The 13,157-nt window shown below is 59.3% G+C and carries 13 protein-coding genes; 9 read left to right on the top strand and 4 right to left on the bottom strand.

Annotated elements, in window-relative coordinates:
- Positions 1-7: 7 nt before the first annotated feature.
- Positions 8-1,162: a DNA polymerase III subunit beta gene (gene dnaN / locus Q7T36_RS16350; RefSeq protein ID WP_304851156.1), complete on the bottom strand. Its 1,155-nt coding sequence runs from the start codon at positions 1,160-1,162 to the stop codon at positions 8-10.
- Positions 1,163-1,180: 18 nt separating this feature from the next.
- Positions 1,181-2,500: a chromosomal replication initiator protein DnaA gene (gene dnaA / locus Q7T36_RS16345; protein WP_304851153.1), complete on the bottom strand. Its 1,320-nt coding sequence runs from the start codon at positions 2,498-2,500 to the stop codon at positions 1,181-1,183.
- A gap of 464 nt (positions 2,501-2,964) precedes the next feature.
- Here dnaA and rpmH point away from each other — a divergent pair, with 464 nt between their 5' ends.
- From rpmH to mnmE, 5 genes are all read left to right on the top strand, one after another.
- On the top strand, positions 2,965-3,099 hold the full coding sequence (gene rpmH / locus Q7T36_RS16340; RefSeq protein ID WP_304851150.1) for a 50S ribosomal protein L34: 135 nt from the start codon (positions 2,965-2,967) through the stop codon (positions 3,097-3,099).
- A complete protein-coding gene (rnpA, locus tag Q7T36_RS16335; RefSeq protein ID WP_304851147.1) occupies positions 3,096-3,533 on the top strand; it encodes a ribonuclease P protein component in 438 nt (145 codons plus the stop codon). The genes rpmH and rnpA overlap by 4 nt, the downstream gene beginning before the upstream one ends.
- The gene (gene yidD, locus Q7T36_RS16330) at positions 3,484-3,723 is read left to right on the top strand and encodes a membrane protein insertion efficiency factor YidD (RefSeq protein ID WP_370690144.1); all 240 of its coding nucleotides are present in this window, start codon (positions 3,484-3,486) and stop codon (positions 3,721-3,723) included. The genes rnpA and yidD overlap by 50 nt, the downstream gene beginning before the upstream one ends.
- A 2-nt stretch (positions 3,724-3,725) precedes the next feature.
- Positions 3,726-5,423 (top strand): membrane protein insertase YidC, encoded by a 1,698-nt coding sequence (gene yidC, locus Q7T36_RS16325; RefSeq protein ID WP_304851143.1) that lies wholly within the window; start codon positions 3,726-3,728, stop codon positions 5,421-5,423.
- 97 nt (positions 5,424-5,520) lie between these two features.
- Positions 5,521-6,903 (top strand): tRNA uridine-5-carboxymethylaminomethyl(34) synthesis GTPase MnmE, encoded by a 1,383-nt coding sequence (gene mnmE, locus Q7T36_RS16320; RefSeq protein WP_304851140.1) that lies wholly within the window; start codon positions 5,521-5,523, stop codon positions 6,901-6,903.
- Between the two features lie 48 nt (positions 6,904-6,951).
- On the opposite strand, the gene Q7T36_RS16315 is transcribed toward mnmE, so the two are convergent.
- The gene (locus tag Q7T36_RS16315) at positions 6,952-7,803 is read right to left on the bottom strand and encodes a zinc ABC transporter substrate-binding protein (protein WP_304851137.1); all 852 of its coding nucleotides are present in this window, start codon (positions 7,801-7,803) and stop codon (positions 6,952-6,954) included.
- A 70-nt stretch (positions 7,804-7,873) separates the two neighbouring features.
- On the opposite strand from Q7T36_RS16315, the gene Q7T36_RS16310 reads away from it, so the two are divergent.
- The 4 genes from Q7T36_RS16310 (at position 7,874) to Q7T36_RS16295 (ending at position 11,892) form a co-directional block, all read left to right on the top strand.
- The gene (locus tag Q7T36_RS16310) at positions 7,874-8,368 is read left to right on the top strand and encodes a Fur family transcriptional regulator (protein WP_304851134.1); all 495 of its coding nucleotides are present in this window, start codon (positions 7,874-7,876) and stop codon (positions 8,366-8,368) included.
- Positions 8,361-9,125 (top strand): ATP-binding cassette domain-containing protein, encoded by a 765-nt coding sequence (locus Q7T36_RS16305; protein ID WP_304851132.1) that lies wholly within the window; start codon positions 8,361-8,363, stop codon positions 9,123-9,125. The genes Q7T36_RS16310 and Q7T36_RS16305 overlap by 8 nt, the downstream gene beginning before the upstream one ends.
- A 3-nt stretch (positions 9,126-9,128) precedes the next feature.
- Positions 9,129-9,917, top strand: a complete 789-nt coding sequence (locus tag Q7T36_RS16300) for a metal ABC transporter permease (protein ID WP_304851129.1) — start codon at positions 9,129-9,131, stop codon at positions 9,915-9,917.
- A 253-nt stretch (positions 9,918-10,170) separates the two neighbouring features.
- Positions 10,171-11,892, top strand: a complete 1,722-nt coding sequence (locus Q7T36_RS16295; protein WP_304851126.1) for a hypothetical protein — start codon at positions 10,171-10,173, stop codon at positions 11,890-11,892.
- Here the strand turns inward: Q7T36_RS16295 and Q7T36_RS16290 are convergent.
- Positions 11,889-12,920: an AraC family transcriptional regulator gene (locus Q7T36_RS16290; protein ID WP_304851123.1), complete on the bottom strand. Its 1,032-nt coding sequence runs from the start codon at positions 12,918-12,920 to the stop codon at positions 11,889-11,891. The two genes, Q7T36_RS16295 and Q7T36_RS16290, sit on opposite strands and share 4 nt — an antisense overlap.
- Positions 12,921-13,157: the final 237 nt, after the last annotated feature.

Here is a 13,157-nt window from a genome sequence, read left to right as displayed (position 1 = left end):
GAGTCAGTTACAGACGCATGGGCATGACGACATAGAGGGCGTCCTGATTGTCGGATTCCTGAATCAGCGCTGAGGCATTGCCATCACTCAGGATCAACTTGGTATTGGCGCCCTGCAGCACCGCCAGCACATCCAGCAGGTATTGCACGTTGAAGGCGATTTCCAGAGTATCACCCTGGTATTCGGCTTGCAGTTCTTCCCGCGCCTCTTCCTGTTCCGGATTATTCGCCTGAATCAACAACTCGTTGTTTTTCAGGAAGATACGTACACCGCGATACTTTTCATTGGTAAGAATGGATGCGCGCTGAAGGGCCTGGCGGAATTCATCGTGATTGACCAGCACCACCTTGTCACCGCCCTTGGGCAACACGCGGTTGTAGTCCGGGAATTTGCCGTCAATCAGCTTCGAGGTGAAAGCGACATAGCCTTCATGCGGATCTTCGCCTTCCGCAGGCTTGGCGGCCAGCACTGGTACGGTCACCTGCATGTGGCCGGCCCCGAAGGTCAGGTGCAGCAGCGAGTCATCGTCAGTGACCAGACGCTGCAGTTCCTGCACCCCTTTGCGGGGCAGGATTACCTGGATGCGTTCCGCCGGAGCGGCTTCGGCGGCGGCGTCGAACAAGGCCAGGCGATGGCCGTCAGTAGTCACGGCGCGCAACTGGTTGTGATTGACCTCGAACAACATGCCGGTCAGGTAGTAACGCACGTCCTGGAGGGCCATGGCGAAGGCTGTACGGTCCATCAGGTGCTTCAGGTTACGTTGGCTTATCTTCAGTGAGAACGCGCCTTCATCGTCCTCCAGGCTCGGGTAATCGGCTGCCGGCAAGGTAGTCAGCGTAAAACGGCTGCGGCCGGAGCGCAGGTGCAGCTTCTGCTCTTCCAGGCTCAATTCCATACGGGCATTGGCCGGCAGGGACTTGCAGATATCCAGCAGCTTGCGGCAAGGCACGGTGATTTCCCCGGCTTCCAGCACCTGCCCGCCTTCGAGGCGATGGGTGGCGACCAGTTCCACTTCCAGATCGGTGCCGGTACAGGAGAGTTCATTGTCCTGAATCCGGATCAGTACATTCGCCAGAATGGGCATGGTGTGCTTGCGTTCGACAACGCCAGCCACTTGTTGCAGGCATTTCAGTAAAATTTCACGGCTGATTGAAAGCTTCATCTTTATTCCTTGGCGTTCCTAAACCTGAAGTGAACGCAACAAATTGTGATAGTCCTGCGCTACTTCCTTATCCAGCTTGCGCAACTCCTCGATTTTACCGCAGGCATGCATGACCGTTGAATGGTCACGACCGCCAAAAGCCCCGCCGATATCGGGGAAACTTTCATCGGTCAATTCGCGGGACAAAGCCATCGCCATTTGCCGGGGCCGGGCATAGATGCGCAGGCGGCTTTTGCCGGTCAGTTCCCGGGGCGGAATACGATAATACTCCGCCACCAGCTTGAGAATGCTGTCGACGTTCACTTTTCGCGAACGGATGGCCAGCATGTCCTTCAAGGCATCCTTGACGACATCGATATCAATCGGCCGTCCCCGGAATTTGGCGGTGGCGATGACCTTGTTCAGTGCCCCTTCCAGTTCGCGGACATTGGCCTGAATGTGCTGGGCGATGAAGACGGCCGCCGCTTTCGGCAATTCCACCTTCTGGTTTTCCGCCTTCTTGCGCAGGATGTTGACCCGCAATTCGAGTTCAGGCGGTTCCAGTTCTACCGCCAGTCCCCAGGAAAAACGTGACTTGAGCTGGTCGTCAAGATCCGGAATTTCCTTGGGATGGTACAGCGAAGTCAGGATCATCTGGCCGCCGGTTTCCAGCAAGGAATTGAATGTATAAAAGAATTCCTCCAGCGTCGCTTTTTTTCCGGCCAATTGGTGAATGTCGTCAATCAGCAGCAGATCCAGTTCGCGGCAGGACTGCTTGAATTCCTCGGTCGCCCCGCGCTGCACCGCCGAGACGAAGCCACCGACAAATTTGTCCGCCGGCAAGTACAAAATCCGGGCCTGGGGCTTGGCTTCCAGCAAGGCGTGGCCCACGGCCTGCATCAAGTGGGTTTTACCCAGACCGGTGGCGCCGTACAGGAACAAGGGGTTGTAACCGCCCTGCCCCGGATGCTGGACCACTTCCATGCAGGCGGCATGGGCCATCTGCGTGGATTTGCCCTGCACGAAGTTGGCCATGGTGTACTGCGGATTCAGCGACGGCCTCGGCTTGCGGGCCGTCGGTGAAGTCAGCGCCACCGCCAGTTGCATGTCGTCCGCCCGGACCGGCCGGGTCCCCACCTCCAGCTGGACATCCTGGATACGGCCGCCGCTGCGTTCCAGCACCAGTTCACGAATCCGGCCCAGATATTCCTTGGCGATGTGCTTCTGGAAAATCGGGTTGGGCGCAAACAGCCGCAACGACGACCCCGTCTCCTCGGCCTGCAACGGCCGGATCCACATGCCGTACAGCCGGACCTGCATCTCGTCCCGCAGGATTTCGGCGCATTGTTCCCAGATCATCGGCGGACTCCCGGCAACCGGTCAGGGCGGCTTCCTGGAAATTCAGCCGGACTACGGTATTTCAAGGGGTTAAACATAAAAACCTGTGGATAACTGTGTGGATAACCTCTGTGGACAAGCCTGTGGATAACTTTCCCGGGGAAATTCAATAAAATCTTATCCACATCCCGTCCCCATGGTTATCCACAGCAAATTCTCAATGCCCTGCGTTGTGCCCCGCATTTGTCCACAGAATTTGCCACATCCCAGTATAAATTCCAAATTCAAATTTGAATTTAAATTTATAAATTCTTGTAGTAAGCTTCGACCCGTTCTGGGGATAAGCCGAATTCGAAATTTCCGGGCCTGCCCCGCCCTTGGAAATTTCCGGCGAATCCATTTGACACCCCCTTTGGCCAAGCCTAAAATGGCGGGCTTTTGTATATCCGGCCTTTTCCCGGCCCACAATTTTTGAGTGAAAAATCATGAAGCGTACCTTCCAGCCCAGCGTGATCAAACGCAAACGGACTCACGGTTTCCGCGCTCGCATGGCCGACAAGAACGGCCGTCTGGTTCTGGCACGTCGCCGCGCCAAGGGTCGCAAGCGTTTGACCGTGTGAGTGCCGTTACCCCCTGTCGTTTCCGGCCTGAACATCGCCTGCTAACACCGCGTGATTTTCAGGCTGTATTCGATAGTCCGCAGTGCAAGGTGGTGCAACCCCCCTTCCTGATGTTGGTTCGTGGCAATACCGGTGAAAATCCGCGACTGGGTTTGGTATTCGCCAAAAAGAAAGTGCGACTTGCCGTCGAACGCAATCGCTTTAAACGTCTGGTCAGAACGAGTTTTCGCCTGCACCAGCACGAGCTGCCCGCCGCCGATGTGGTGTTCGTGGCGCGGCACGGTCTGGACCAGCTGGACAACGCCGCCTTTCTGGCCCTGCTTGAAAAGGCCTGGCAACAGCTGAACCGGCGTTTTCGCGCTTCACCCAAGCCAGTGGTCAGCCATGAAAATCCTGCTGCTCCTGCCGATTCGGGCTTACCAGTACGCCCTTAGCCCCTTGATGGGCGCAAACTGCCGTTATTATCCAACCTGCTCTGCTTACGCCGAAGAAGCCATTCAGAAACATGGCGCGCTTCATGGCGGTTATCTGGCCACGCGCCGCATCTTGCGCTGCCATCCCTGGGGAGGCAGCGGCTATGACCCTGTCCCTGAAACCTTTTCCTGGTCACGTTTGGAATCTTGAATATGCAATGGGTTCGCAACCTGATATTGGTGGGCTTGGCGATTGTCAGCTATCTGCTGATTCTTGCCTGGCAAAAAGACTATGGCAACACGGCGCCGGTAACGGCTTCTGCTCCGGCTGCGGTGACAACGGCGGCAGGTTCGGATCTGCCCGCTGCGCCAGCCGCTGCAGCGGTTGCCGCCGGTGACATCCCCCCGGCGCCGCTGTCCGCAACCGCGCAGCCCCTGGCGGTTTCACAGCCGCTTCCGACCGGGCTGGTTCACGTCAAGACTGATGTCCTGTCCGTGGATATTGATCCGCAAGGCGGTGATCTGGTGCGGGTCGAGTTGCCAACCTATACCCGCACCGTTAACAGCGCCGAAGCTTTCCGTTTAATGGAAAACAGCCCGGAGCGTGTCTTTGTCGCCCAGTCTGGCTTGATCGGCGCCAATGGGCCGGATGCACGGGCTGAAGGCCGTCCTCTGTATCAGGTGGAAAAGAATTCTTGGGAACTGGTTGCGGGCCAGTCTGAAATGAAGGTGGTGCTGAAATTTTCCGATGCCGCCGGGGTGGAAATTCACAAAATTTACACCTTCAAGGCCGGTCAGTACGATGTCAACGTGGCTTACGAGATCATCAACCGTTCCACCCAGCCGTGGCGCGGTTCTATGTACGGCCAGTTGAAGCGTGACAACACGGCGGATCCCAGTCAGAACAATCAGGGCATGATGATGGGCATGGCAACCTATCTGGGTGCAGCCTGGGGGACGCCGGACAAGACCTTTAACAAGCTGGCCTTTGATGATTTTGTGGATGAGCCGTTGAACCAGACCGTCAAGGGCGGCTGGACTGCCATTGTGCAACACTATTTTGTGACGGCCTGGGTGCCGGATGCCCATACCGCCAACCAGCTAACCAGCCGCCAGTCGGCGGACCAGCGTTTCCACTTCGTTGGTTTTGCAACGCCGGAAGTGGTGGTGCCGGCCGGACAGCAGCAACAGGTTTCCGCGAAATTCTACGCCGGTCCCAAGGTTCAGGACAAACTGAAGCATCTGGCTCCCGGTCTGGAACTGACGGTGGATTACGGTTGGCTGTGGTTCATCGGCCAGATCCTGTTCTGGATGCTGAAGGCGATTCATGGTCTGGTGGGCAACTGGGGCTGGGCAATCATGGGCCTGACGCTGGTGGTGAAAGCGGTGTTCTTCCCGCTGTCGGCCAAGAGTTACAAGTCGATGGCCAACATGCGCCGTGTGACCCCGGAACTGCAGCGCATCAAGGAACAGCACGGAGATGATCGCCAGAAGATGTCGATGGCGATGATGGAATTGTACAAGCGGGAAAAGATCAATCCGGTGTCGGGTTGCCTGCCGATCCTGGTGCAGATGCCGGTGTTCCTGGCCCTGTACTGGGTACTGATGGAAAGTGTGGAACTGCGTCATGCGCCGTGGCTGTTGTGGATCAACGATCTGGCGGCCATGGACCCGTACTTTGTGTTGCCGCTGCTGATGGGTGTCACCATGTACCTGCAGCAGATGCTGAACCCGCAACCGACCGACCCGATGCAGGCTAAGGTGTTGAAGATGATGCCGATCATGTTCACCGTCTTCATGCTGTGGTTCCCGTCGGGCCTGGTGCTGTACTGGGTGGTCAACAACACCTTGTCCATCATCCAGCAGGCGATCATTACCCGCCAGATTGAAAATGGCGTCAAGAAAGCCTGACCGCCATGCGGGATGACTGAAAAAGGCCGTTCTCTGAACGGCCTTTTTTTATTAGGGTAGAAGTCATTGCTGAACAGACCAGATCGGAAACCGGTTCATGAAAACCTTTGCCAGCACCGATACCATTGCCGCCATTGCCACGCCCGCCGGTCGCGGCGGGGTAGGCATCATCCGCCTGTCCGGCCCGTGCGCCCTGGAGCTGGCCTTGCAGATGACGGGGGCGGATCGTGTGCTGAAACCACGGCAGGCGCATTTCCGTCAGTTCCGCGATGCGGCGGACGAGGTGCTGGATGAAGGCATTGCCCTCTATTTTCCCGGCCCGAATTCCTTTACCGGTGAAGATGTCGTGGAGTTGCAGGGTCACGGCGGTCCGGTGCTGATGGACATGCTGCTGAAGCGGACACTGGAACTGGGCGCGCGCATGGCGCTGCCGGGGGAATTCTCGCAGCGCGCCTTCCTCAATGACAAGCTGGACCTGGCGCAGGCCGAGGCCATTGCCGACCTGATTGATGCGGCGTCGCAGGCGGCGGTTAAGTCGGCAACACGATCGTTGCAGGGGGCGTTTTCCAACCGCATTCACACCTTGCTGGACAGCCTGATCCAGTTGCGGCTGTATGTGGAAGCGGCCATTGATTTTCCGGACGAGGAAATCGACTTCCTCAGTGACGGGGTGGTGGCGGGGCGCTTGCAGGCGGTGATGGTCCATCTGGAACAGGTGATGCAGGAAGCAAAGCAGGGCAGCCTGCTGCGCGAAGGAGTGCGGGTGGTGATTGCCGGCAAGCCCAATGCGGGCAAGTCCAGCCTGCTGAATGCACTGGCCGGTTATGAAGCGGCGATTGTCACCGACATTGCCGGGACCACGCGCGATGTGCTGCGTGAGCAAATTCATCTGGACGGGCTGCCGCTGCACATCATAGACACTGCCGGGCTGCGTGAAACCGAAGACCGGGTGGAGCTGGAGGGAATTCGCCGCGCTTACCGGGAGATCGACCAAGCGGACGGAATTCTGCTGGTCTATGACTTATCCACAGAATTATCCACAGGTGAAATTCCGCTGGAACTGGCGCGGCGCTTCTTCGATCCTTTGCCGCCGCCCGACAAATTGTGTTTTGTCGCCAACAAAAGTGATCTGGCCGGGCAACCGGTGGCAATGGGGGAGGTGGCGGGTTACCGGCATCTGACCTTGTCGGCGCGCAGCGGGGAGGGCATGGCGCTGTTGCGTGAGCACTTGAAGGCGCTGGTGGGTTATCAGGATGCGGAACACAGCCCGTTCATTGCGCGACGGCGGCACCTGGATGCCCTGCAACGCACGCGGGAAGCCCTGCAGGCGGCCGATGCGCAGCTGCACGGACTGGCGCTGGGGGAATTGATGGCTGAAGACCTGCGGGCCGCGCAGCAGGCGCTGGGGGAGATTACGGGGGAATTCACGGCGGATGACTTGCTGGGGAAAATATTCGGGTCGTTCTGCATCGGCAAGTAGGGAAATTTACAAAATTCCGCGGGTTCAAGACCTTCGCGCCTTCCTGATTCAATGTTGCAGACAGCTTTCCATCGTCTTCCCCAACCCCGTCAACCCCGCCACAAAACTGTCCGCCGAACGGAAGGTTTCATCGAGCACGGCCAGACCACTCCCATTGGCTGCCACTTGCTGCAGCAACGCAGCGCTGGATGCCGGTTCCCGCACCAGGCACGTGATGCCGCGCTCCTTGATTCGCTGCTTCATCACCCAGAGATGCTTTGCCCCCGGACGGCTTTCCGGACTGGTGCTGAGACTTCCGGCAAATCCCAGACCCAGGCTTTTTTCCAGATACTGGTAGGCATCGTGGTAGGCGGCATAATCGCGGCGGGGCAGGGCGACAACCCGTTGCCGCAAGGGAGCCCATTGCTGCTTCAGGTGGGTTGCAAAGCGGGCGGCATTGGCCTGATAACGCGCCGCCAGCGCCGGTTGCTGACGGCCCAGAGTGTCAGCCATGGCCTTGGCGATGATGATGGCGTTGTCCGGGTCCAGCCAGACATGGGTATCCAGGGAACCGGGCAGGGCGGTGCTGTCTTCCAGGCGGCGTAACGGCAGGCGTTTCAGATCCGGCAGCCCGGATACGTTCAGCACACGCGGTTTTCCATTCAGCAATCCGCTCAGGAAACGCTCATGCATCGGCCCCACCCAGATAACGAGGTCGGCCTTCTGCAGCAACTGCCGGTCGGACGGCCTCAGGCTGTAGTCGTGAGCGGAGAGGCCGTCCGGCAACAGTTGTACGGGCCGCTCGATGCCAGCGGTGACTTCGGCGGCAATCAGGGTCAGGGGCTTGATGGTGGTAACGATGTCGGCGTGGGCGAACGGCGAGAGCGCGGCCAGCAGCAGACCGGTCCGGATTTTCATCATGCGGGGGCAGACAACCGTGTGCTAGAATCGGATGTTATATTGTTGCATTTATTCGCGGGATTACCAACCCATGAAAACCGACGCTTTTGAGCCGCATGCCCACGAACACTGCATTGTTGACGCCCTGCAGGCCGCCGAGCAGCTGTGCAGTACGCGTGGCGTACGCCTGACCGACATCCGCCGCCGGGTGCTGGAACTGGTCTGGGAAAGCCATCAGCCGCTGGGGGCTTACGGCATTCTCGACCGGTTGACTGCCGAAGGCCACAAGCCTGCGCCGCCCACGGTCTATCGCGCGCTCGACTTCCTGCTGGAACAAGGACTGGTGCACCGCATTGCTTCCCTCAATGCCTATATGGGCTGCGCCGACCCGGCGCACCAGCATCTGGCCTGTTTTTTCCTGTGTGAAACCTGTGGTAATGCCGAGGAACTGGAAGACAGCCATGCCCTGATGCAGGCCTTGAAAGCCAGCGCGGATAAACGCGGTTTCCGCATTCGTCTGCCGATGCTGGAGATCGGCGGTATTTGCCGGCAGTGTCAGGCGGATACGGAGAAGGCCGGTGACTGAGTTGTTGCTGGAATTATCCGGGATTGGCTGGCAGCGCGATGGCCGCCGTATTCTCAGCGGGGTGGACCTGAAGGTGCAGCGCGGTGAAATCGTGACGCTGATCGGCCCGAACGGTGCGGGCAAGTCGACGCTGGTGCAGATTGCGGTGGGCTTGCTGGCGGCGGACAGCGGAACCTGCCGCCGCATGAAAGGTCTCCGGATCGGTTATGTGCCGCAGGCCATGACGCTGGATCCTTCATTGCCGTTAACGGTGGGCGGCTTCATGACACTCCAGACCCGCAAGCCGTCAGCGTCGGCAGTTCTTGCGGTGTTGACGGAAACCGGCGTGGGCGACCTGCATGACCGCTCCCTGCATGCCTTGTCGGGCGGAGAATGGCAGCGGGTACTGCTGGCGCGGGCGTTGTTGCAGAAACCGGACCTGTTGGTGCTGGATGAACCGATGCAGGGTGTCGATCTGACCGGGCAGGAGGAACTTTACCGCTTGCTGGCGGAAATACCCCGCCGCTATGGCTGCGGCATCCTGATGGTGTCGCATGACCTGCATCTGGTGATGGCGGCCACCGACCGGGTGATTTGCCTGAACGGGCACGTCTGTTGCGCCGGTCATCCGGAGGCGGTCAGCGCCCATCCGGAATACCTGCGGCTGTTCGGTTGGCAGGGCAGTCAGCAACTGGCGGTTTACAGTCATCATCATGATCACAGCCATGATGCGCATGGCTGCGTCAAGCAATCACCTCAGGTAAAGACCGGAGACTAAGGCATGTGGGAGATTCTCTGGCCGGCCTGGCTGGGCGGCTCATTGGCGGCGCTGATGGCGGCCCCGCTCGGTTGCCTGCTGGTATGGCGGCGATTGTCCTTTTTCGGTGACAGCCTGGCGCACGCGACATTGTTGGGCGCGGGCCTGTCGTTGTTGTTCCACATTCCGGTGTGGGGCGGCATTCTGGGTGTGTGCACCTTGCTGGCCCTGATGCTGGCCGGGTTGCTGAACCGTTCCCGCCTGCCGTCCGATGCCCTGCTGACCTTGCTGTCGGCAACCACGCTCAGCGCCGGCCTGATCGCCATCCGCTTTAACCCCGGAGCACCGGTGGATCTGCAGGCCTGGCTGTTTGGCGACCTGCTGGCGCTGACGCCCGCCGACCTGCCGCTGCTGGCCGGGGGAACGGCCTTGATTCTGGGGATAGTGGCCGCCTTTTGGCAGCCGTTCGTGCTGGCGACGCTGGATGAACGCCTGGCTGCGGTGGAAGGGGCGCCGGTGGTGCGACTGCGGATCCTGTTGCTGTTGCTGCTGGCGTTGGCGGTGACTCTGGCCATGAAAGTGGCCGGCAGCCTGCTGATTACGGCCTTGCTGGTCATTCCGCCGCTGGCGGTGCGGCCGTTGGCGCGGCAGCCAGCGGCCATGGCGCTGCTGGCGGCGCTGGCGGGCGTCCTGGCGGTTTCCGGGGGGTTGCTGGCCAGTTTCCAATGGGATGCACCGGTGGGACCGAGCATTGTGCTGACGGCGGCGATGCTGTTTGCACTGGTGCATGTGACGGCTCCGCGATCCTCCTGATCTTGCGCTGCCGTCGGGGTTGTCCGATCGTCTATTTGATGCCCTTTGGCGGCGCCGTCTGGCCAATATCCGGTGAAAGTGATAAAACGGTCACAGTTTAGCGACGTTATAGTACCTACGCTTTGAAGAAATCAGACGGGCATTTCCGGAATGGCCTGTCATTGAAAAACGTTGACGGAGCCCGGTCAGGTCAAGACTTAATATGACAACAACGCCTGCATCATCTTCAGGATTAGTCCTGCCCGAACAGCAATTGACCCGTCTTTCCCAGGTGGGGCACAGTCGCGCCGACATGCAGGCCTGGGTGGATAACCTGCCGATCATGAATACGGCCGATACGGGCAAAAAGCTCTACCAGACGCTGGGGGAGCTGGCCATGTTGCGCCTGGATGATGATGACCGCTTCGAACTGCTGGAAATTCTGGAACCGGCGGCCACCAACCTGATCCGGGCCCTCAGCCAGAGCCTGCAGAACCAGCCGGTGAAGCTGCTGCACCAGGCCCGGCGCGCCGCCGTGCTCAGCCAGGCCCTGCATTTGCAGCTGGCGCTGAATTACAAGGTGGTGGCGGTAGGCACCTTGCAGCGGCTGCATTCCGGCAAGGTGGGGTTCATGAACCTGGGGCGTCGCGGCGCCCAGCAATTGGCGGCGACAGCCATTCAGCGCACCCTGGCTGAACTATGCCGCTTGATGCGTCATGCCGCCTTGTTGTACAGCAGCCTTCCGGATAACGTCTGGATGGATGTGCATGTCCTGTTCCGTGAGGCGTGGTCTCATGACCTGATTGACCTGCCGGTTCGCGATCGCCTGGCCGTCAGGCGCCCCGAAACCTCGGTGCGCGATACCTACTTGCGGGCCATGATGCTGGGTGCCAGCCAGACCAACAAATTGCGTCCCTCCGAGATGGAATTGCTGTATACGGAAAGCGAGGATTGGGCGCGTTTGCTGCAACTGGAAACGTCTCCTGCCCAAGCCTTGCTGGTGTGCAATGCCGATGATTTGCCGCCTCAGTTCCGGCATCGCGCCGCGCCGCGTCCGGGCAGCTGGTTCATCCGCAGCGAGCCGCTGGTTCAGCATCTGCAAACTTTGCTGGCCAACCCCGGAACTCTGCCGGTCAGCTTGCTGAGTCACTTGGCCACTATCTGGCGCAAGGGCCGTGAACGCATGTTCGAGCGTCGCTTGTGTGAAAAACCGGTGCTGGTCTGTCTGGGTTTGTCGGCTGCACATTATTTTCTGGCCGGACAGCGCGAATTCCAGGTCGTGGTGAAAGGCAACGAAGAGAAGCATGAGGCGGCACAGCCGGCCTTCCTGTTCGGGCTGGAAGAGGAAACTGCGGGTGAACAACCTGATGCCTGGCAGATTTCCTACTCCAGCGTTACCACGATTGATGAGGATGATGAGCGCCAGAAGGAGGATATCCCCAAGGGCCCGGCGGTGACGTTTGTGCCGTATCAGGTCGAGGCGTTCAATGTGTCGCCGGGCGGGTACGGTATCCGCTGGCCGGGCAATCCGCCGCCGGCTTTGCGGCCGGGTGAAGTCATTGCCATCAGCGAGGAGCGCGGCAAGGGCTGGAATGTCGGGGTGTTGCACTGGGTGCGCCTTACATCGGATTACCTAGTGGAGGCGGGGCTGGAGTTGTTGTCCGCCCAAGCCAAGCCCTGTGGGGTCTGCCGCATCCGCAACGGGCGTGAAGACAGTGATTACCTGCGCGGCTTCCTGATTCCGGAAATGAAGTCCCTGGACCAACCGGCGACGCTGGTGACGGCCTGCACCACTTTTGCGGTCGGCACCGATGTCAAGATCAGCTTGGCCGGACAAACGGTGCTGGCGCAACTGACCCGGCTGGTTCTGGCGACGCCCAGCATCAACCAGTATGAATTTGCCGTGATGAATACTGCTGCTCCGGCCAGAAAAATGGATCCGGATGCGACGCTGGACACCAATATTGACGCCATGTGGGAACAGTTGCGTTCCTAGCCGGGCTTGCGCGAAAGTTCCCGGTATTGCCGGGGGGTGCTGCCGCTCCATTTGCGGAAAGCGCGTGTGAAATTGGCCGGGTCGCTGTAACCCAGACGTTGCGCCACCTGTTCCACGGTCAATCCGGAATGCTCCAGTAGCCGCATGGCGTCACGTTTGCGCGACTCATCCAGAATTGCCTGAAAACTCAAGCCGTGCTGCTGCAAGCGCCGTTTCAGCGTCCGTGATGACATGAACAATTTTTCGGCGGCGGTTTCCAGACTGGGATATGCACCGTTGGCGGAGCCGAACAGGGCGCGTAAACGCGCCGGGACATCCACGGAGCCTTCGTTGAGCAGCGCCATTTCCCGTTCACATTGCTCGACAGCCAGCCGCGCCGCGACCGGGTCGGCCATTACCAGTGGCTCGTCCAGGAACCGGCGCGGGAAGCGCAACTGGTTGGCGGAACGGTTGAACTGCATGGGCGGCAGGCGGTGGCGGAGCGGGGCGTAATAGTCAGGTTCCGGGTAGTCGAAATGGATTTCCCCGTCCTGCAGGCTGTTGCCGGTAATGAAGCTGCCAGCGCGTGCCAGGCTCAGCAACAGGCTTTCAAAGACAAACTGGCGTAACGGCCCCACAGGGTGATTGGCGGCGGCCTCAACCACAGCTTCTTCCCCTTCCTCATAAAGCCGGAACGTCATCAGGATGGTCCGCAGCCGCACATACTTGGCGGCCAGTTCAATGGCGTCTCGCAGGGTCTGGCAGCTCATGACGCCATATCCCAGAAAACCGTGCGAGGTCACCGGCGTGCGCAGGCCCAGTTCGTAACCCAGCGCCGGATTCTTGCCTAGATAGAAGGCATTCAGCACCAGATGCAGGAATTGCGCCGGGGTCAGCCGGTTGTCCGGATTCTCAAAGGCCCGCGCCTGAATACTGGTGCCTTCCAGCAAATCTTCGCGGACGACGCCCTGTTCCACTAGGATTTCCACCAGCAGGCGCGGGTAGGCAATGGGAACGGCGGGGCGGGAAGGATCAAAATCTGCTTTCATGGGACGACCGTGCAACAATTTGCCGAAAAACTAGCATTTTTGGCCTGAAATGACAATAAATAATCGTGACAAAGATCAATAATCACGATAAAAATGAATGATTGTTCATTTTTATGGAAGCATGTCCTGCGCAGTGGCTTTAAAATTGCTGGCCTTTTCCGTCGTCCGGCAAGGAACTGTGGCTTTGCAGCCGCTTTTTTCCGATCAGCAACTATACCGTTGGCTGAGAGGCATTCC

Origin of the sequence: Fluviicoccus sp. (assembly GCF_030646115.1) — a bacterium.
Taxonomy (GTDB): domain Bacteria; phylum Pseudomonadota; class Gammaproteobacteria; order Pseudomonadales; family Moraxellaceae; genus Fluviicoccus.
Note: the sequence above shows the minus strand (reverse complement) of the source record. Positions and strands in the feature narration are given on the sequence as shown.

Excerpts from the sequence above, each read along its gene's own strand:
- dnaA (WP_304851153.1), bottom strand. The coding sequence starts at position 2,500 with ATGATCTGGGAACAATGCGCCGAAATCCTGCGGGACGAGATGCAGGTC.
- Q7T36_RS16315 (WP_304851137.1), bottom strand. The coding sequence starts at position 7,803 with ATGATGAAAATCCGGACCGGTCTGCTGCTGGCCGCGCTCTCGCCGTTC.
- Q7T36_RS16310 (WP_304851134.1), top strand. The coding sequence starts at position 7,874 with ATGAAAACCGACGCTTTTGAGCCGCATGCCCACGAACACTGCATTGTT.
- Q7T36_RS16300 (WP_304851129.1), top strand. The coding sequence starts at position 9,129 with ATGTGGGAGATTCTCTGGCCGGCCTGGCTGGGCGGCTCATTGGCGGCG.
- mnmE (WP_304851140.1), top strand. The coding sequence starts at position 5,521 with ATGAAAACCTTTGCCAGCACCGATACCATTGCCGCCATTGCCACGCCC.
- rpmH (WP_304851150.1), top strand. The coding sequence starts at position 2,965 with ATGAAGCGTACCTTCCAGCCCAGCGTGATCAAACGCAAACGGACTCAC.
- yidD (WP_370690144.1), top strand. The coding sequence starts at position 3,484 with ATGAAAATCCTGCTGCTCCTGCCGATTCGGGCTTACCAGTACGCCCTT.
- yidC (WP_304851143.1), top strand. The coding sequence starts at position 3,726 with ATGCAATGGGTTCGCAACCTGATATTGGTGGGCTTGGCGATTGTCAGC.
- dnaN (WP_304851156.1), bottom strand. The coding sequence starts at position 1,162 with ATGAAGCTTTCAATCAGCCGTGAAATTTTACTGAAATGCCTGCAACAA.
- Q7T36_RS16290 (WP_304851123.1), bottom strand. The coding sequence starts at position 12,920 with ATGAAAGCAGATTTTGATCCTTCCCGCCCCGCCGTTCCCATTGCCTAC.